Raw genomic sequence first — 19,039 nt, 5'->3', positions numbered from 1 at the left:
GCCCCGGACGGTCAGGGTGACACCCAGGCGTAGCGGTGCTCGGGGCGGCCGGTGTCGCCGTACTTGAGGGAGAGGCGCAGGCGGCCGGACTGTTCCAGACGGCGGAGGTAGCGCTGGGCGGTGGACCGGCTCAGGCCGGTCCGGGCCGCCACCTCGTGGGCGGACAGCGGGTGTTCGGCGTGGTGCAGGACCTCGCAGATGAGTTCGTTGGTGGGTTCCGAGTGGCCGCTGGGCAGGCCCGGCGCGGAGGGGGCCGGGGCGGTGCGCAGGGCGCCGAAGATGCGGTCGACCTGTTCCTGTCCGGTCACCTGGCGGCCGCCGACGCGTTCCATGGTGCGGCGCAGGGCGGCGTAGGAGTCCAGCCGGCCGCGCAGGGCGGCGAAGGTGAAGGGTTTGACCAGGTAGTGCAGGGCGCCGAGGCGCATGGCCTGCTGGACGGTCGCCACGTCGCCCGCCGCCGTGATCATGATGACGTCGGCGCCGTGGCCGTGCTGCCGCATCCGGTGGACGAGTTCGAGGCCGGTGCCGTCCGGCAGATAGTGGTCGAGCAGTACCAGGTCGACGCTGCCGCGCTCGACGGCGGCCAGGGCCTGGGCGGCGTTGTGCGCGCGGGCGGTGACCCGGAAACCGGGAACCTTTCCCACGTACTTGGCGTTGATCTCGGCAACGCGGTAGTCGTCGTCCACCACCAGGACGTCAATCATGAGGCCCACCCTTCCCAGGCCGGCGTGCAAGGGGCCCGCGCGTTAAGCCCGTGTTTCGGCTCCGCAGTTCTAGCGTGAGCAAAACGAGCACAACAGCCTCTTGCGAGCAAAAGAACGGGTTGCGCTCACAAGACTGCTGCTGTGGCGGGGGCCACACCTACCGTCCCCCGGTATGAGCGCAGACACCAGCCCCGCCATCGAGTTGAGGGGCGCGACCAAGAACTTCAGGACGCCGTCAGGCGAACTGCACACGGCTGTCCGGGAGTTGGACCTGACCGTGGGGCGCGGCGAGTTCGTCGCCGTCGTGGGCCCGACCGGGTGCGGCAAGTCCACCACGCTCACCCTCGTCAGTGGCCTCGAGGAGCCCAGCGAGGGCGAGGTGCTGGTGGCCGGGAAGCCGGTCGACGGCGTGAGCGGCAAGGTCGGGTTCGTCTTCCAGCAGGACGCCACCTTCCCCTGGCGGACCGTGCTGGCCAATGTGATGGCGGGCCCCCGTTTCCGGGGCGTGCCCAAGGCGGAGGCCAGGGAGAAGGCCCGCGAGTGGCTGGCCCGGGTCGGACTCGCCGCGTTCGAGGATCGCTATCCGCACCAGCTCTCCGGCGGCCAGCGCAAGCGCGTCGCCCTTGCCGCGACCTTCGTCAACGACCCGGAGATCCTGCTCATGGACGAGCCGTTCTCCGCGCTCGACGTGCAGACCCGGGCGCTGATGTCCGACGAGCTGCTGGAACTGTGGGAGGGCACCGGGGCCTCCGTCGTGTTCGTCACCCACGACCTGGAGGAGTCCATCGCCCTGGCCGACAAGGTCGTGGTGATGACCGCAGGGCCCGCGACCGTGAAGCAGGTCTTCGACATCGACCTGCCCCGGCCGCGCAAGGTCGAGTCGGTGCGCCTGGAGCCGCGGTTCATCGAGATCTACCGCGAGATCTGGGCCTCCCTCGGCGAAGAGGTCCGCATCACCCGTGAGCGAGGTGCCGCGAATGTCGCCTGAGACCCTGTCCACGCCCCTGGTCACCACCGCCAGGACCCCCGACCGCGCGCAGTCGCGGGCCCGGGCCGCCCGCAGGCGCAAGGCGGTCGTCGTGGCCGCCCGGATACTGCTCCTGGTGGCCGTGCTCGGCCTGTGGGAGGGGCTGTCCCGCGCGAAGGTCATCGACCCGTTCAACTTCTCGATGCCGTCGGCCATCTGGGACCAGATCCAGTCCTGGACACTGCACGGGACGGCGCTCGGTTCGCTGGGCGAGCAGATCTGGTACACGCTGTACGAGGCGCTGCTCGGCTGGTTCATCGGGGTCGCGGGCGGTGTCGTCCTCGGTATCGCGCTGGGCCGGGTCGCCTTCCTCGCCGACCTGCTCGGGCCGTACATCAAGGTGCTCAACTCGATTCCCAGGATCGTCCTGGCGCCGGTCTTCCTGATCTGGTTCGGGCTCGGCCCGGCCTCCAAGGTCGCCTCCGCCGTGGTGCTGGTCTTCTTCCCGGTGTTCTTCAATGCCTTCCAGGGCGCCCGCGAGGTGGACCGCAACCTCGTCTCCAACGCGCGGATGCTCGGCGCGAGCGACCGGCAGGTGACGCTCCAGGTGGTCATCCCCTCGGCCACCTCGTGGATCTTCACCAGCCTGCACGTCAGCTTCGGCTTCGCGCTGATCGGCGCCATCGTGGGCGAGTACATCGGCGCGACCCGGGGCATCGGCCTGCTCGTCGCCCAGTCGCAGGGCACCCTCAACTCCGCCGGTGTGTACGCCGCGATGGTCATCCTCGCGGTCGTGGCCCTGCTCGCGGAGGGACTGCTGACCTTCGCCGAGCGCCGCATCTTCCGCTGGAAGCCGTCGAACTCCGAGCAGTGAAGCCCGCCTTCAGCGACTCAGCGCTGTGAACACCGCTTTCAGCCACTCCGCGCGGTGACAGCCCTCTCAGGCGATTCCCCGCAGCGACCCCGCTCCGCACACACCCTCGCGCCACCCCCGCTCACAAGGACGTGACTCCATGCGCACCCGCACCCGCACCCGATCCCGCGCCCGCCACACCGCCCTCGCCACCGCCTGTCTGCTCGCCGTCTCCTCCCTCACCGCCTGCGCCAACGAGGTGGCCGGTACGACCTCTTCGGGCAGCGGCGGCAACGGCGAGAAGGTCAAGATCATGGTCGGCGGCCTGGACAAGGTCATCTACCTGCCCGCGATGCTCACCCAGCGCCTCGGCTACTTCCGTGACGCCGGGCTCGACGTGGAGCTGCTGACCGAGCCCGCCGGTGTCCAGGCCGAGACCGCGCTCGTCTCCGGCCAGGTCCAGGGCTGCGTCGGTTTCTACGACCACACCCTCGACCTCCAGGTGAAGGGCAAGTCGGTGGAGTCCGTGGTGCAGTTCTCGCACGCCCCCGGCGAGGTGGAGGTCGTCTCGGCCAAGCGGAAGGGCGAGATCACCTCGCCCGGTGACTTCAAGGGCCGCAAGCTCGGGGTCACGGGGCTGGGGTCGTCCACCGACTTCCTCACCAAGTACCTCGCGGTGAAGCACGGGGTGAAGATCAACGAGTTCAGCCCGGTCGCGGTCGGCGCGGGGCCGACGTTCATCGCGGCGCTCCAGCAGGGCTCCATCGACGCGGGCATGACGACCGACCCGACCGTCGCCACGATCCTGGAGAAGAAGGCGGGCAGCGTCCTCGTCGACATGCGGACGCCCGAGGGATCGGAGAAGGCGCTCGGCGGGCCGTACCCCTCCTCCAGCCTGTACATGCGCACCGACTGGGTGAACAGCCACAAGCCGACTGTGCAGAAGCTCGCCGACGCGTTCGTCCGCACGCTGGGCTGGATGTCCACGCACAGCGCCGACGAGATCGCCGCGAAGATGCCCGCCGACTACTCCCAGGGCGACAAGAAGCTCTACGCCGAGGCGATCAAGAGCACGCTGCCGATGTTCACCAAGGACGGCGTGATGCCCGAGAACGGGCCCGAGACCGTCGAGAAGGTCCTCAAGGCATTCAACCCGAACATCAAGAACGCCGACGTCGACCTGAAGAAGACCTACACCACCGAGTTCGCCGAGAAGGCGGCCAAGTGACGGCCCGCCGCCCCCCGGCCCGCTGAGACCCCCTCAGCGCGCCTCGGCGGCCGCGCCCCACTCGCCGGACCCGGCGGGCAGGGGCGCGGCCGACTCGTCTCCGGCCAGCGCCTCCGGCAGCACGACCGTGAACTCGGCGCCCCCGCCCTCCGCCGCCCCCACCGTCGCGCTCCCGCCCTGCCGTTGGGCGAGCCGTCGTACCAGCGCGAGTCCGATGCCGCGCTTGCCGTGCGCGGGCGGCTCCTTCGTGGACCAGCCCTCGGTGAACACCGACTCGCGCCGCCCCTCGGGCACGCCCGGCCCGGTGTCCCGGACGCGGAGGACGACCGTACGGCCGTCGGCGTACAGCTCGGCCTCCACGCGCGCGTGCGGGGTGCCCGCGACCGCGTCCAGGGCGTTGTCCACGAGGTTGCCGACCACGGTGACCAGCGCGCGGGGATCGACCAACCGGTCCGGGACCCAGGTGCGTTCGGACAGCCGCAGGGCGACTCCGCGTTCGGCGGCGACGGTCGCCTTGCCCACCAGCAGGGCGGCCAGCAGCGGGTCGTGGATCTTCTCGGTGACCTGTTCGGCGGTGGCCCGGTGGTCGCCGACCACCTCGCCGATGAACTCCACCGCGTCGTCGTACATCTCCAGTTCCAGCAGGCCGAGCAGGGTGTGCAGCCGGTTGGCGTGCTCGTGGTCCTGGGCGCGCAGGGCGTCGATCAGGCCCCGGGTGGAGTCGAGTTCACGGCCGAGCCGCTCCAGTTCGGTGCGGTCGCGCAGGGTGGCCACGGCGCCCCCGTCGCCGGTGGGCATCCGGTTGGCGACCAGGACGCGCGGCCCGCGCACGGCGAGCAGATCGGTGCCGGTGACCCGGCCCGTCAGCACGTCCGTCACCCGGCCCTCGCCCAGCGTCTCGTCCGGAGAACGCCCCACCGCCTCGTCGCCGAGATCGAGCAGCCGGGCCGCCTCGTCGTTGAGCAGCCGTATCCGGCCCGCGCGGTCGAGCGCGACCACGCCCTCGCGGATGCCGTGCAGCATCGCCTCGCGCTCCGCGAGCAGCGCCGAGATGTCGGAGAAGGCCAGGTCACGGGTCTGCCGCTGCACCCGGCGCGAGATCAGCCACCCGGCGAGCGCGCCCACCGCGAGCGCGCCCCCGGCGTACGCCAGGAGCCCCGGCACCGCGCTCACCAGCCGGGCGCGCACGCTGTCGTAGGCGATGCCGACCGAGACCGCCCCGACGATCCGGTGACCGTCGTCGTACAGCGGGACTTTCCCGCGCGCCGAGCGGCCCAGCGTGCCCCGGTCGATCTCCATGACCTGGGTGCCGGCCAGGGCGCGCCTCGGGTCGGTGGAGACGGGACGGCCCACCTCGCCGGGGGTGGGGTGGGACCAGCGCACGCCCCGGGTGTCCATGACGACGATGTACTCGGCGTGGGTCGCGAGCCTGATCCGCTCCGCCTCGCGCTGGACAGGCCCGGTCCGGGTGGGCGGTGTGGTCAGGACGCCCCGGGCGATGGCCGGGTCCTGCGCCGTGGTCTGCGCGATGACCAGCGCGCGGCGCATCGCCTCCTGGTCCAGCTGCCTGCTCAGCGGGGCGAGGAACAGCCCGGTCGCCAGGATCGCGACGCCCGCGGCGGTCGTCACCTGCATGAGCAGGACCTGCGAGAACACCCGCCGGGGGAGGCCGAGACGGACACGGCGGACGAGGGAAGCGGCACTCATGGCTGGACCGTACGCGCCGGACGCGCGCGGGCCCAGGGATCGCGCACGAGAGGTGAGCCGCTCAGCCCGCCAGCGTCGCCGTCCGCAGCTCGTGGACGGCCACGGTGTCCAGTCGGCCCGGTGCCCCGAGCACCGTTGCGCCGCAGCTCTCCGGACGCGGCGGCAGGGACGCCGTCTGCTCGACGACGACGCGCCAGGCCCGGCCGTCCGTGTGGGTGACGGTGACCTCCCAGCGCGGGGCCGCGCCCTCGGTGCGTACGACGGAGAGCACGCCCGCCTCGCACACACCCGCCGCCGACCGTACGGCCAACTCGGCTGCCTGGCCCGGGCGTTCCCAGGCGGAGCAGCCCCGGCAGTCCTCGACCGTCACGCGCCCTTCCTCGGCGCTGTGCAGGGCCTGCTTGACGGTGTGCGCCTCGGCGCGGGCGTACGCGTAGCCGTACGGCAGGACGAGCACCGTCGGGGCGAAGCGGTGTCCACCCAGATGGGTGACCTCCCAGACGCCCGGAACGCCGGAGGCGACGAGTTCGGCGGCCAGCGGGCGGCCGAGCAGGGCGCAGCAGCGGTCGCGCTTGCCGTTGGTGCACACGAGGGCGAGTGGGTCGCCGGTGTGCGGCCGGGCGCCGAGCACCGAGGTGAGGGAGCGCGGGTCGCCCGCGCCGAGCGCGGCGAAGTCCAGGCCGAGCAGCTGGTGCGGATCGCGTGTGGTGGCCTCGTACAGCCAGACGTTCCCGGGGACGGTGTGGGCCACGTACACCCGGCGCTCGGAGGGCGTTCCGGGGTCCGCGTGGCGGCCCGGGCGCCGGATCAGCACGACGCGCACCCCCGTGCCCTGGGCGGCCGCCTCCAGGGCGCGGCCCAGCGCGGGGTCGAGGTGGCTCGACGTGAGCGCTTTGACGCCCCACGGCCCGGGCTGTTCCAGCAGCAGCCACGTCGTCGCCGTGGCCGCCGTACCGGAAACGGGCTCGTCGAGGCTCCGGGAGACGGTCGCACACCTACTCACAGAGGTGAGCCTAACCTGACTTCCACCCGGGTCGCTCCCCGGCAGAGGTATGTCCGGCTTCCGATGCGGGTAGGGCTCGGGGTTCACGGGTGGATCTCCGCGAGGGGTTCCCCGGGCCCGCCCGTAGTCCCGGACGCGCGTCCGCGCCCCTCGTATCCTGGTCGGACAAGTCCGTCCGCCGGGCGCCGTGCCCCGCGCCGGGACGCCGTGCCCGGTGAGAGCCGAAGGAAGGGTGCCGCCCGGTGGGGAGCAGTCGTAGTCCGCAGCAGAACCCCGTCCCGCAGCAGAGCCCTGTCCCGCAGCGGAACCCCGTCCCGCGGCAGATTCCCGTAGTCGTGCTCGCCGGGTTTCTCGGGTCCGGGAAGACCACGCTCCTCAACCATCTGCTGCACCGCAGCGGGGGCAGCAGGATCGGGGCGCTCGTCAACGACTTCGGGGCGGTCGAGATCGACGCCATGGCGGTCGCGGGCGCGCTCGGCGACTCCACCGTCTCGCTCGGCAACGGCTGTCTGTGCTGTGCCGTCGACGCGAGCGAACTCGACTCCTACCTGGAGCGGCTCGCCGCGCCCGCCGTCGGCATCGACGTGATCGTCATCGAGGCCAGCGGGCTCGCGGAGCCGCAGGAGCTGGTGCGGATGGTGCTGGCCAGCGAGTTGCCCGGGATCGTCTACGGCGGCCTCGTCGAGGTCGTGGACGCGGCCGAGTTCGACGACACCCGCGCCCGGCACCCCGAGATCGACCGGCATCTCGCGCTCGCCGACCTCGTGGTGGTCAACAAGCTCGACCGCGCCGAGGACGCCGACAAGGTCCTGGCCGGAGTCCGCGCGCTCACCGACGGCGCCCCGGTCGTCGCCGCCACCTACGGCCGTATCGACCCGGAGTTCCTCTTCGAGTGCAGGCCCGGCGAGGAGCGCATCGGCCAGCTCTCCTTCGACGACCTGCACCAGGAAGGGGAGGACGGGCACGCCAGCCACCTGCACACCGGCTACGACAGCCTGTCCTTCACTTCCGCCGCGCCCATGGACCCCCGCGCGCTGATGCGGTTCCTGGACAGCAGGCCGGACGGGCTGTACCGGATCAAGGGGTACGTGGACTTCGGGCCGTGCGACACCGGCAACCGGTACGCCGTCCACGCCGTGGGCCGTTTCCTGCGTTTCCACCCCGAGCCCTGGCCGCGGCAGGACGGGGACCGTCTCACCCAGCTCGTCCTCATCGGCTCCGGCATCGACACCGAGGCCCTGCGCAAGGAACTCGACGCCTGCCGGGCCGACGGCACCGCTCCGCCCGACGACTCCGCCATGTGGGGAGTTCTGCGCTATGTGCCGGGCTCCGAGGACGAGCCCGGCACATGAATGGCGGGGTCGGTCAGAGCACCGGTCCGGCGACCACGGTCACCGCCTGCGCCAGCGACGTACCCGAACCGTCCCGTCGCGGATCGGGCTCGGGCAGTTCGGCCGGGAGACCGTTCCGCTGCGCGGCCCGCGCCGGGACCGGTCCCGCCCAGGCCAGCGACAGACAGTCCTCGCCCTTCAGGAACCGCTGGCAGCGGACACCGCCCGTCGCCCGTCCCTTGCGCGGGAACTGGTCGAACGGGGTCAGCTTGGCCGTCGTGTGCACCGAGTCGTCCAGCGTGCCGCGGGAGCCCGCGACCGTGAACACCACCGCGTCGGCGGCCGGGTCGACCGCCGTGAACGAGATCACCTTCGCGCCCTCGGCGAGCTTGATGCCCGCCACACCGCCCGCCGGACGGCCCTGTGGACGCACCTGGTTCGCCTGATAGCGCAGGAGTTGGGCGTCGTCGGTGATGAACACCAGGTCCTCCTCGCCGGTGCGCAGCTCCACCGCGCCGACGATCCGGTCACCGTCCTTGAGCGTGATGACCTCCAACTCGTCCTTGCTGGACGGGTAGTCGGGCACCACGCGCTTGACCACGCCCTGTTCGGTGCCGAGCGCGAGACCTGGTGACGACTCGTCAAGAGTGGTCAGACAGACCACCGTCTCGTCGTCTTCCAGGGACACGAACTCCGCGAGCGGCGCGCCGCCGGAGAGGTTCGGCGCGGTCGCGGTGTCGGGCAGCTGGGGCAGGTCGACCACGTTGATCCGCAGCAGCCGGCCGGCCGAGGTGACCGCGCCGATCTCACCGCGCGCGGTCGTGGCGACGGCCGAGACGATCACGTCGTGCTTGGTGCGGCCGCCGTCCTGCGGAACGGGCTCGGCGTTCGACGTACGGGCCAGCAGGCCGGTCGAGGACAGCAGCACCCGGCACGGGTCGTCGGCCACCTGGAGCGGCACCGTGGCGACCTGGGAGCCCGTGGACTCCAGCAGGACCGTGCGCCGGTCGGTGCCGAACTTCTTGGAGACGGCGGCCAGTTCGTTGGAGACCATCTTGCGCAGCTCGGCGTCCGACTCCAGGACGCGGGTCAGCTCCTCGATCTCCTGGTTGAGCCGGTCCTGCTCGGCCTCCAGCTCGATCCGGTCGAACTTGGTCAGGCGGCGCAGCGGGGTGTCCAGGATGTACTGCGTCTGGATGTCGCTCAGCCCGAAGCGCTCGATCAGGCGCTCCTTGGCCTGCGCGGAGTTCTCGCTGGAGCGGATCAGGCGGATGACCTCGTCGATGTCGGCCAGCGCGGTGAGCAGGCCCTCGACCAGGTGGAGCCGGTCGCGGCGCTTGCCGCGGCGGAACTCGCTGCGGCGGCGCACAACCTCGAAGCGGTGGTCGAGGTAGACCTCAAGGAGTTCCTTCAGGCCCAGGGTGAGCGGCTGGCCGTCGACCAGGGCGACGTTGTTGATGCCGAAGGACTCCTCCATGGGCGTCAGCTTGTACAGCTGCTCCAGGATGGCCTCCGGCACGAAGCCGTTCTTGATCTCGATGACCAGACGCAGGCCGTGCTCGCGGTCGGTGAGGTCCTTGACGTCCGCGATGCCCTGGATCTTCTTCGCGTTGACCAGGTCCTTGATCTTCGCGATGACCTTCTCGGGGCCGACCGTGAAGGGCAGTTCGGTGACGACCAGGCCCTTGCGGCGGGCGGTGACCGTCTCGATGGCGACCGTGGCGCGGATCTTGAAGGTGCCGCGGCCCGTCGCGTACGCGTCGCGGATGCCGTCCAGGCCGACGACCCGGCCGCCGGTGGGCAGGTCGGGGCCCGGGACGTGCCGCATCAGGGCGTCCAGGTCCGCGCCCGGGTGCCGGATGAGGTGGCGGGCGGCCGCGACGACCTCGCGCAGGTTGTGCGGGGGCATGTTGGTCGCCATGCCGACCGCGATGCCGGAGGCGCCGTTGACCAGCAGGTTCGGGAACGCGGCCGGGAGAGCGACGGGCTCCTGCTCCTGGCCGTCGTAGTTCGGCACGAAGTCGACCGTGTCCTCGTCAATGGACTCGGTCATGAGGCTCGTCGCCTCGGCCATCCGGCACTCGGTGTACCGCATGGCGGCGGGCGGGTCGTCGTTGCCCAGCGAGCCGAAGTTGCCGTGGCCGTCGACCAGCGGCACGCGCATCGAGAAGGGCTGGGCCATGCGCACGAGGGCGTCGTAGATCGACGCGTCGCCGTGCGGGTGCAGCTTGCCCATGACCTCGCCGACCACGCGGGCGCACTTGACGTACGCGCGCTCGGGGCGCAGGCCCATCTCGTTCATCTGGTAGACGATGCGCCGGTGCACCGGCTTCAGGCCGTCGCGGGCGTCCGGCAGGGCGCGGGAGTAGATGACCGAGTACGCGTATTCCAGATAGGAGCCGCGCATCTCGTCCACGACGTCGATGTCGAGGATCTTCTCCTCGTACGCGTCGTCGGGCGGCGGGGTCTTCGTACTGCGGCGGGCCATCGCTGCCGGCTCCTTGCTGAGGCGGTTGACGGATCTGACGCGGACCATTGTGGACCGAGGCACTGACACTGCGGGCCGCGCCCCGGTCCGAGAGGGGGAAAGCCCCGACGCCCGGCGGTCCGCCCGGTCCGGCCGTCGCGCGAGCCGGCGCCGTCCGGTACCGCGCCCGCCACGAGCACGTCTGACGCAGGCTACGCGATCCGCTCAGGGCGTACGTCCGGCGGGAACTCCGCCGGGCCCTCGCACGCTTTGCATACAGTGGCAGGAACGGCAGGAAAACAGCGGTTTCTTTCGACCGCCTCCGCTTGCGAAGGGACGTACATGCCCATGGGTCACACGACCACAGCCGAGGCAGGCTCCGGGGGCCTGACAGCGACCGAGCACCGCCTGGCCAACGGTCTGCGCGTGGTGCTCTCCGAGGACCACCTGACCCCGGTGGCGGCGGTCTGCCTCTGGTACGACGTCGGCTCCCGGCACGAGGTCAAGGGCCGCACCGGTCTTGCCCACCTCTTCGAGCACCTGATGTTCCAGGGCTCCGGCCAGGTCAAGGGCAACGGCCACTTCGAGCTGGTCCAGGGCGCGGGCGGCTCGCTGAACGGCACGACGAGCTTCGAGCGCACCAACTACTTCGAGACCATGCCCGCCCACCAGCTGGAGCTCGCCCTCTGGCTGGAGGCCGACCGCATGGGCTCCCTGCTGGCCGCCCTGGACGACGAGTCCATGGAGAACCAGCGCGACGTCGTCAAGAACGAGCGCCGCCAGCGCTACGACAACGTCCCCTACGGCACCGCCTTCGAGAAGCTGACCTCCATGGCCTATCCCGAGGGCCACCCCTACCACCACACGCCGATCGGCTCCATGGCCGACCTGGACGCGGCCACGCTGGAGGACGCGCGCGCGTTCTTCCGCACCTACTACGCGCCGAACAACGCGGTGCTCTCCGTGGTCGGCGACATCGACCCCGAGCAGACGCTCGCCTGGATCGAGAAGTACTTCGGCTCCATCGCAGGCCACGACGGCAAGCCCGCCCCGCGCGACGGCGGACTGCCCGAGGTGATCGGCGAGGAGCTGCGCGAGGTCGTCGTCGAGGAGGTCCCGGCGCGCGCCCTGATGGCCGCCTACCGGCTCCCGGAGGACGGCACGCGCGCGAGTGACGCGGCCGACCTCGCGCTGACCATCCTCGGCGGCGGCGAGTCCTCCCGGCTGTACAACCGCCTGGTGCGCCGCGACCGTACCGCCGTCGCGGCCGGGTTCGGCCTGCTGCGCCTGGCCGGTGCCCCCTCGCTCGGCTGGCTCGACGTGAAGACCTCCGGCGACGTCGAGGTCCCGGTCATCGAGGCCGCCATCGACGAGGAGCTGGCCCGCTTCGCGGCGGAGGGCCCGACTCCGGAGGAAATGGAGCGCGCCCAGGCCCAGTTGGAGCGCGAGTGGCTGGACCGGCTCGGCACGGTCGCGGGCCGCGCCGACGAACTGTGCCGCTTCGCCGTCCTGTTCGGCGACCCGCAGCTCGCCCTGAGCGCCGTCCAGCGCGTCCTGGAGGTGACCCCCGAGGAGGTCCAGGAGGTCGCCAAGGCCCGGCTGCGCCCGGACAACCGCGCGGTCCTCGTCTACGAGCCCAGGTCCCCGGAGACGGTCGAGGACGCCGACCTGCCCGACGACCCGGAGCGCGAGGCCACCGTAGAGGCCGGCAACGACAACGAGGAGACGGCCAAGTGACCGAGCTCGCCACCATGGAGTTCCACCCCCAGCCGCAGCCGGGCGAGGCCAAGCCGTGGGCGTTCCCCGCCCCCGAGCGCTCCACGCTGGACAACGGCCTGACCGTGCTGCGCTGCCACCGCCCCGGCCAGCAGGTCGTCGCCGTCGAGGTGCTGCTCGACGCGCCCCTGGACGCCGAACCGGCCGGTCTCGACGGTGTCGCCACGATCATGGCGCGCGCCTTCTCCGAGGGCACCGGTGAGCTGAGTGCCGAGGAGTTCGCCGCCGAGCTGGAGCGCGCGGGCGCCACGCTCGACGCGCACGCCGACCACCCCGGCGTCCGGCTCAGCCTGGAGGTCCCGGTCTCCCGGCTGCCCAAGGGCCTCGGCCTGCTCGCGGACGCCCTGCGCGACCCGGCCTTCGCGGAGAGCGAGGTCGAGCGCCTGGTCCGCAACCGCCTGGACGAGATCCCGCACGAGCTGGCCAACCCGGCCCGCCGCGCCGCCAAGGAACTCTCCAAGGAGCTGTTCCCGGCCTCCGCGCGCATGTCCCGCCCGCGCCAGGGCACCGAGGACACCGTCGAGAAGATCGACGCGTCCGCCGTGCGCGCCTTCTACGACCGCCATGTGCGCCCGGCCACGGCCACCGCGGTCGTCGTCGGCGACCTGACCGACATCGACCTGGACGGGCTGCTCACCGAGACCCTGGGCGCCTGGACGGGCACGCCGGGCACGCCCCGCCCGGTGCCGCCGGTCAGCTCCGACGACACCGGCCGCGTGGTCATCGTGGACCGGCCCGGCGCCGTCCAGACCCAGCTGCTCATCGGCCGCACCGGCTCCGACCGGCACGACCGGGTGTGGCCCGCGCAGGTGCTCGGCACCTACTGCCTCGGCGGCACCCTCACCTCCCGCCTGGACCGCGTCCTGCGCGAGGAGAAGGGCTACACCTACGGCGTGCGCGCCTTCGGCCAGGTGCTGCGCTCCTCCGCCGACGGCACGGGCGCCTCGATGCTCGCCATCAGCGGCTCGGTGGACACGCCCAACACCGGTCCCGCGCTCGCGGACCTGTGGACCGTGCTGAACACCCTCGCGGCGGAGGGCCTGACCGACGCCGAGCGGGACGTGGCCGTGCAGAACCTGGTCGGGGTCGCCCCGCTGAAGTACGAGACGGCCGCCGCCGTCGCCGGGACGCTGGCCGACCAGGTCGAGCAGCACCTGGCCGACGACTACCAGGCCGAGCTGTACCGCCGCCTGGCCGCGACCGGCACCGTGGAGGCCACCGCGGCCGTCGTGAACGCCTTCCCGGCGGACCGTCTGGTGACCGTCCTCGTCGGTGACGCCGCTCAGATCAAGGAGCCGGTGGAGGCCCTCGGTATCGGCCCGGTCACCGTGGTGTCGGCCGAGTAACCACGAGGAGCGACAAGGAACGGCGAGCGGCGACACCCGCACGCGCGCAGGGGCCCTGACGGCAGATGACCCGTCAGGGCCCTTTCATGTTCGACCCGGTCGGCAAATGTCCGGATTGATGCGGAGGTTGCCCGTCTGCCCTGTGTCGTGCGCTACAAATGCCCGGAGTCGTTTGAGTATCGGCCGCCGTCCCCATTAGCTTCTTCCGGGCTGTCCGTCAGGCAGTGCGCCGCGCCCGCGGCACCGGACAGCCGACGCCGAGTCCCCGCATGGCGCGAGCCTGGGGAGCCGGGGAACCATGTTCCCGAGGTGAATCGGGCACCCACGCGCGAGCGGGGGAGTCCGTAGGAGACCTTCCTCTCCGAACCTGTCAGCTAACCCGGTAGGCGTGAGGGAAGGAAAGGACCAGCCACCACATGGCGTTCATGTGCGCCACCGGGAAGCATCGCAGGCCCGGACGTGTCACGCGTACCACCGCTCGGGCGGCCGGAGTAGCGGCCCTCACCACCACCGGTGTCGTCGGCACCCTCACGGCCTCCCCGGCCCTCGCCGCCGACAACTCCGCCGAGCAGACCGGTCTCACCCCGGTCATCAGCGTCAACGACGACCTCGCCGCCGAGATCGACGCCCAGGCGTCCGCCCAGCGGGCCGCGGCCGAGCGCAAGGCCGCCCAGGAGGCCGCCGCCGCGCGCGTGAAGGAGGCGCGCGACGCCGAGATCCGCGCGGCCCGCGCCGCCGAGCGCGAGCGGCTGAACGCCTTCGTCGTGCCGATCACCCACTCCTACGTCTCCACCGGCTACAAGACCGGCGGCTCCCTGTGGTCCTCCGGCAGCCACACCGGCATCGACTTCCACGCCGCGAGCGGGACGCCCGTCCACGCGGTCGGCGCGGGCACCGTCGTCTCCGCCGGCTGGGGCGGGGCGTACGGCAACGAGGTCGTGATCCGCATGGCCGACGGCATGTACACCCAGTACGGCCATCTGTCGTCCCTCGGCGTCTCGGTGGGCCAGCAGGTCACCCCGGGCCAGCAGATCGGCCTGTCCGGCGCGACCGGCAACGTGACAGGACCGCACCTGCACTTCGAGGCCCGTACGAGCCCCGAGTACGGCTCGGACATCGACCCGGTCGGCTACCTCCGCAAGCACGGCGTGGACGTCTGAGCCGCGCCGCGTCTCAGGCAGTACTCCAGGGAGCCCCGGTCCGCACCGCCGCCGGGGCTCCCGCTCTTTCCGCGGCGTTTCCCGGCGCGTCGGGCGTCCGCCACCGAGCCGCGCTGTCCAAAAAAGAGCCATGAATTCCGGTCCGCCGTCGGAAATTCCCGCACATTGCAATAGAGTCACGGAACAGACGTCCGGCGTCGACGTTTCACGGGGATTAAGGCGGAGGTGGCTCATGCGTATTCCGGCGCATTCGGTGTGCACGGCGATCCGGGACGACATCGTCGCCGGGGTCCACGAGCGCGGCAGCCGCCTGACCGAGGAGGTCCTCGCCCGCCGCTACGGCGTCTCGCGCGTCCCCGTCCGCGAGGCGCTGCGCACGCTGGAGGCGGAGGGGTTCGTGGTGACCCGGCGGCACGCGGGAGCGTGCGTGGCCGAGCCGACCGAGCGGGAGGCCGCCGACCTGCTGGAGATGCGGCGCCTCCTCGAACCGCTGGGTGCCGCGCGGGCCGCGCAGCGGCGCACCGAGGCCCACCTCAAGGTGCTGCGTGGCCTGGTCCGCCTTGGCCAGGAGCGGGCCAGGCGCGGGAACAGCGAGGATCTGCGGGCGCTGGGCGGCTGGTTCCACGAGACGCTGGGACAGGCCGCGGGCAGCCAGTCGCTGACCGCGCTGCTCACCCAGGTGCGGCACAAGATCGCCTGGATGTACACGGTGGAGGCCCCGGCGAACCCGGTCGAGTCCTGGGCGGAGCACGGCGCGATCGTGGACGCGGTGGCGCGCGGGGACGGCGACCGCGCGCGGTCGCTCACGGCGCTGCACGCCGAGCGCGCGGCGTTCGCACACCGGCTGCGGCAGCCGCAACATGTTGTAAACACAGCGGGTCAGCGGAATTAACACGGGCGCTGTATACAAAGAACAGCTCTTTCGATGGCGTTGTTTTCCGCTGCCTGTTTTCTTTTGTGTGCCGTGAATTCCAGGGCCGTCTCGCGCCCGAAGGTAAAAACGCGGAAACCGCGCCACCCGGAACAGGTGACGCGGCTTCCGCTCTTGACGAGACGAGACCGTCGCTACGCGATTCAGACGGTCTCGGGCAGCTCGTCCAGGCCCTCGGCGACCAGCTTGGCCAGACGCTCCAGCGCGGCGTCCGCACCCTCGGCGTCGGAGGCGAGGACGATCTCCTCGCCACCCTGGGCGCCCAGGCCGAGGACGGCGAGCATCGAGCCCGCGTTGACCGGCGTGCCGCCGGACTTGGCGATGGTGACCGGGACGCCTGTGGCCGTGGCGGCTCGGACGAAGATGGAAGCGGGGCGGGCGTGGAGGCCCTCGGCCCAGCCGACGTTGACGCGGCGCTCAGCCATGTGATGCTGCCCTTCAGTCTCTCAGTTGTCTAGACCAGTTTCCCACACGGGGAAGCGTGCCCGGAGCGGCAGTTCACCCCTCCGGAGCTCCTCCGGACCGGTCGTCGGACCGCGGCCTCGGCCCGACTTCCGTTTCCCACAGACTGCCTCGCGCCGTTGTCGTACGCGAGCCGTACTCTGGGGCCCATGCAGACCCCGGCGGACCGGCAGGACCGGCACGAGTACCCCGCCCACTGGGAGGCGGACGTGGTGCTGCGCGACGGTGGCACCGCGCGCATCCGGCCCATCACCACCGACGACGCCGATCGCCTCGTCAGCTTCTACGAGCAGGTCTCCGACGAGTCGAAGTACTACCGCTTCTTCGCCCCGTACCCCCGGCTCTCCGCCAAGGACGTCCACCGCTTCACGCACCACGACTTCGTGGACCGTGTGGGGCTCGCCGCCACGGTCGGCGGCGAGTTCATCGCCACCGTACGCTACGACCGGATCGGCGCCGACGGCATGGCCGCCTCCGCGCCCGCCGACGAGGCGGAGGTCGCCTTCCTCGTGCAGGACGCGCACCAGGGCAGGGGCGTCGCCTCCGCGCTCCTGGAGCACATCGCGGCCGTCGCGCGCGAGCGCGGCATCCGCCGGTTCGCCGCCGAGGTGCTGCCCGCCAACACCAAGATGATCAAGGTGTTCACCGACGCCGGGTACACCCAGAAGCGGAGCTTCGAGGACGGGGTCGTCCGGCTGGAGTTCGACCTCGAACCCACGGACCGCTCCCTCGCGGTGCAGCGGGCGCGGGAACAGCGGGCGGAGGCCCGGTCGGTACGGCGGCTGCTCGCGCCCGGCTCCGTCGCCGTCATCGGCGTCGGCCGCGCGCCGGGCGGGGTCGGACGCAGCGTGCTCGGCAACATCCGCGACGCGGGGTACCGGGGGCCGCTGCACGCCGTCAACAGCGCCTTCCCCGAGGACGTCAAGGAGATCGACGGGGTCCGGGCGCACCGCTCGGTGCGGGACATCGAGGGCCCGGTGGACCTCGCGGTCGTGGCCGTCCCCGCCGACCGCGTGCCCGGCGTCGTCGCCGAGTGCGGGGCACACGGGGTGCAGGGTCTGGTCGTGCTCTCCGCCGGGTACGCCGAGATCGGGCCCGAGGGGCGGGAGCGGCAGCGGGCGTTGGTGCGGCAGGCGCGGGCGTACGGCATGCGGATCATCGGCCCGAACGCCTTCGGGGTCATCAACACGGCCGCCGACGTCCGTCTCAACGCCTCCCTCGCCCCGGAGATGCCCCGGCCCGGCCGCATCGGGATGTTCGCGCAGTCCGGTGCCATCGGAATAGCCCTCCTCTCCCGGCTGCACCGGCGCGGGGGCGGGATCACCGGGGTCACCGGTGTCTCCACCTTCGTCTCCTCCGGCAACCGCGCCGACGTCTCCGGCAACGACGTCCTCCAGTACTGGTTCGACGACCCCGACACCGATGTCGTCCTCATGTACCTGGAGTCCATCGGCAACCCGCGCAAGTTCACGCGCCTGGCCCGCCGTACGGCTGCGGCGAAACCGCTGGTGGTGGTCCAGGGCGCGGGCTCGGCTCCGCAGGGCCACGCGGTGCGCGCCACCCGTCTCCCGCACGACACGGTGTCCGCGCTGCTCCGCCAGGCGGGCGTCATCCGCGTCGACACGATCACGGAACTGGTCGACGCCGGGCTCCTGTTGGCCCGCCAGCCGCTCCCCGCCGGCCCCCGCGTGACGATCCTCGGCAACTCCGAGTCCCTCGGCATGCTCACCTACGACCGCTGCCTGGCCGAGGGCCTCGAACCCTCCACCCCGATCGACCTGACGACCTCGGCCACCGCCGCCGACTTCCACCGCGCCCTGTCCCACGCCCTGGCGGACGACGCCTCCGACGCGGTGGTCGTGACGGCGATCCCGGCGATCGGCGAGGCGTCCCCCGACGACGCGGAGCTGGCCGAGGCCCTGCGTTCGGCGGCCGCCGCGGCGCCGGAGAAGCCGGTGTTGGTGGTCCACGTGGAGCTGGGCGGACTGGCGGAGGCGCTGTCGCTGGCGACGAGTACGGCGCCGGTGCCTCCGGGGGACGGGGCGGGGGCCGTCGTGGTGGGCGGGGCGGTGTCGGCCGCGGGAGGTACGGCCGAGGCCGAGGAGACCGCGCCCACCGCCGAGGGCGACCGGACGGCCGAGCGGCACTCCGCCGCCACCCCCACGCCCTCCGTCCGGCCACCCGCCGTACGCCGCGCGCCCCCGGAGACCCCGGTCGCCCTCGCACCGGCCGGTACCACCCCCCGCCTGATCCCCGCCTACCCCGCCGCCGAACGGGCCGTCCGCGCCCTCGCCGAGGCCGTGAAGTACGCCCACTGGCGGCGGGAGGCCACCGAGCCCGGGAAGGTGCCGGAGTACGACGACATCGACGAGCGGGGCGCCGCCAAGCTGATCGCCGGTCTGCTGGAGCGCGGGGAGGGGCTGGCTGTCGGGCCCGAGGACACCCGGGAACTCCTGGCCGCCTACGGAATCCGCGTCCGCCCCGCGCTGCCCGCGCCCACCCCGGACGCCGCCGCCGAGGCGGCCCACGCGCTGGGCTATCCCGTCGCGCTCAAGGCGACCGCCCCGCATCTACGGCACCGGGCCGACCTCGGGGGAGTACGGCTCGACCTAGCCGACGAGGAGCAACTGCGGCGGGCCTACGCGGAGTTGACCGAGCTGTTCGGACCGGCGGAGCAACTGCGCCCGGTGGTGCAGGCGATGGCGGCGCGTGGCGTGGACACCGTCGTACGGGCGGTCATCGACCCGGCGGCCGGAGCGGTCCTCTCCTTCGGCCTGGCCGGAGCCGCCTCCCAGCTGCTCGGCGACACCGCCCACCGGCTGGTCCCGGTCACCGAACGCGAGGCGTCCTCACTGGTCCGCTCCATCCGCACCGCCCCCCTCCTCTTCGGCTGGCGCGGCTCCACCCCCGTGGACACGCCCGCCCTGGAGGAACTGCTGCTCCGGGTCTCCCGCCTGGTCGACGACCACCCCGAGGTGGTCGCCGTCACCCTGGAACCGGTTGTCGTCGCCCAGCACGGCCTGACCGTCCTGGACGCCACGATCCGCCTGGCACCCCCTCCGGCCCGGGACGACCTGGGGCCGCGCACGCTGCCGGTGTACTAG

14 protein-coding genes and 1 riboswitch are annotated in these 19,039 nt (G+C 72.2%); of the genes, 9 read left to right on the top strand and 5 right to left on the bottom strand.

Annotation, left to right across the window (positions count from 1 at the left end; genetic code table 11):
- Window positions 1–11 precede the first annotated feature (11 nt).
- Complete coding sequence (locus AB0E91_RS04455; RefSeq protein ID WP_361774977.1) at window positions 12–704, bottom strand: response regulator; 693 nt, start codon at window positions 702–704, stop codon at window positions 12–14.
- A 172-nt stretch (window positions 705–876) separates the two neighbouring features.
- Here AB0E91_RS04455 and AB0E91_RS04450 point away from each other — a divergent pair, with 172 nt between their 5' ends.
- From AB0E91_RS04450 to AB0E91_RS04440, 3 genes are all read left to right on the top strand, one after another.
- Window positions 877–1,692 (top strand): ABC transporter ATP-binding protein, encoded by an 816-nt coding sequence (locus AB0E91_RS04450; RefSeq protein ID WP_361774974.1) that lies wholly within the window; start codon window positions 877–879, stop codon window positions 1,690–1,692.
- Window positions 1,682–2,545 (top strand): ABC transporter permease, encoded by an 864-nt coding sequence (locus AB0E91_RS04445; protein ID WP_361774971.1) that lies wholly within the window; start codon window positions 1,682–1,684, stop codon window positions 2,543–2,545. Before AB0E91_RS04450 ends, AB0E91_RS04445 begins: the two co-directional genes overlap by 11 nt.
- Before the next feature lie 139 nt (window positions 2,546–2,684).
- Window positions 2,685–3,752, top strand: coding sequence for an ABC transporter substrate-binding protein (locus tag AB0E91_RS04440; RefSeq protein ID WP_361774968.1), 1,068 nt, complete (start codon window positions 2,685–2,687; stop codon window positions 3,750–3,752).
- 33 nt (window positions 3,753–3,785) lie between these two features.
- Here the strand turns inward: AB0E91_RS04440 and AB0E91_RS04435 are convergent, their stop codons facing one another.
- On the bottom strand, window positions 3,786–5,459 hold the full coding sequence (locus AB0E91_RS04435) for a sensor histidine kinase (RefSeq protein WP_361774965.1): 1,674 nt from the start codon (window positions 5,457–5,459) through the stop codon (window positions 3,786–3,788).
- Window positions 5,460–5,520: 61 nt separating this feature from the next.
- Window positions 5,521–6,462, bottom strand: coding sequence for a sucrase ferredoxin (locus tag AB0E91_RS04430; RefSeq protein WP_361774962.1), 942 nt, complete (start codon window positions 6,460–6,462; stop codon window positions 5,521–5,523).
- Window positions 6,463–6,785: 323 nt separating this feature from the next.
- Here AB0E91_RS04430 and AB0E91_RS04425 point away from each other — a divergent pair, with 323 nt between their 5' ends.
- Window positions 6,786–7,814 (top strand): GTP-binding protein, encoded by a 1,029-nt coding sequence (locus AB0E91_RS04425; RefSeq protein WP_361775165.1) that lies wholly within the window; start codon window positions 6,786–6,788, stop codon window positions 7,812–7,814.
- Window positions 7,815–7,827: 13 nt separating this feature from the next.
- Here the strand turns inward: AB0E91_RS04425 and AB0E91_RS04420 are convergent, their stop codons facing one another.
- Window positions 7,828–10,281 carry a DNA topoisomerase IV subunit A gene (locus tag AB0E91_RS04420; protein WP_361774959.1) on the bottom strand — a complete coding sequence of 818 codons (2,454 nt, stop codon included), beginning with the start codon at window positions 10,279–10,281 and terminating at the stop codon, window positions 7,828–7,830.
- Window positions 10,282–10,602: 321 nt separating this feature from the next.
- Between AB0E91_RS04420 and AB0E91_RS04415 the strand changes: the two genes are divergently transcribed.
- From AB0E91_RS04415 to AB0E91_RS04400, 4 genes are all read left to right on the top strand, one after another.
- Complete coding sequence (locus AB0E91_RS04415; protein ID WP_361774956.1) at window positions 10,603–11,997, top strand: pitrilysin family protein; 1,395 nt, start codon at window positions 10,603–10,605, stop codon at window positions 11,995–11,997.
- Window positions 11,994–13,382 carry a pitrilysin family protein gene (locus AB0E91_RS04410; RefSeq protein ID WP_361774953.1) on the top strand — a complete coding sequence of 463 codons (1,389 nt, stop codon included), beginning with the start codon at window positions 11,994–11,996 and terminating at the stop codon, window positions 13,380–13,382. Before AB0E91_RS04415 ends, AB0E91_RS04410 begins: the two co-directional genes overlap by 4 nt.
- Window positions 13,383–13,627: 245 nt before the next feature.
- A riboswitch (cyclic di-AMP (ydaO/yuaA leader) is annotated at window positions 13,628–13,786 on the top strand.
- Window positions 13,787–13,798: 12 nt separating this feature from the next.
- Window positions 13,799–14,542, top strand: a complete 744-nt coding sequence (locus tag AB0E91_RS04405; RefSeq protein WP_361774950.1) for a M23 family metallopeptidase — start codon at window positions 13,799–13,801, stop codon at window positions 14,540–14,542.
- Window positions 14,543–14,774: 232 nt separating this feature from the next.
- The gene (locus AB0E91_RS04400; RefSeq protein WP_361774947.1) at window positions 14,775–15,434 is read left to right on the top strand and encodes a GntR family transcriptional regulator; all 660 of its coding nucleotides are present in this window, start codon (window positions 14,775–14,777) and stop codon (window positions 15,432–15,434) included.
- A gap of 182 nt (window positions 15,435–15,616) precedes the next feature.
- Here AB0E91_RS04400 and AB0E91_RS04395 read toward each other — a convergent pair whose 3' ends face one another.
- On the bottom strand, window positions 15,617–15,898 hold the full coding sequence (locus tag AB0E91_RS04395) for an HPr family phosphocarrier protein (protein WP_361774944.1): 282 nt from the start codon (window positions 15,896–15,898) through the stop codon (window positions 15,617–15,619).
- Between the two features lie 186 nt (window positions 15,899–16,084).
- On the opposite strand from AB0E91_RS04395, the gene AB0E91_RS04390 reads away from it, so the two are divergent.
- A complete protein-coding gene (locus AB0E91_RS04390) occupies window positions 16,085–19,039 on the top strand; it encodes a GNAT family N-acetyltransferase (protein ID WP_361774941.1) in 2,955 nt (984 codons plus the stop codon).

The organism is Streptomyces sp. NPDC026659 (assembly GCF_040638245.1).
Taxonomy (GTDB): Bacteria; Actinomycetota; Actinomycetes; order Streptomycetales; family Streptomycetaceae; genus Streptomyces.
The sequence above is the reverse complement of the archived record's forward strand: the minus strand, read 5'-3'. Positions and strand labels throughout refer to the sequence as shown.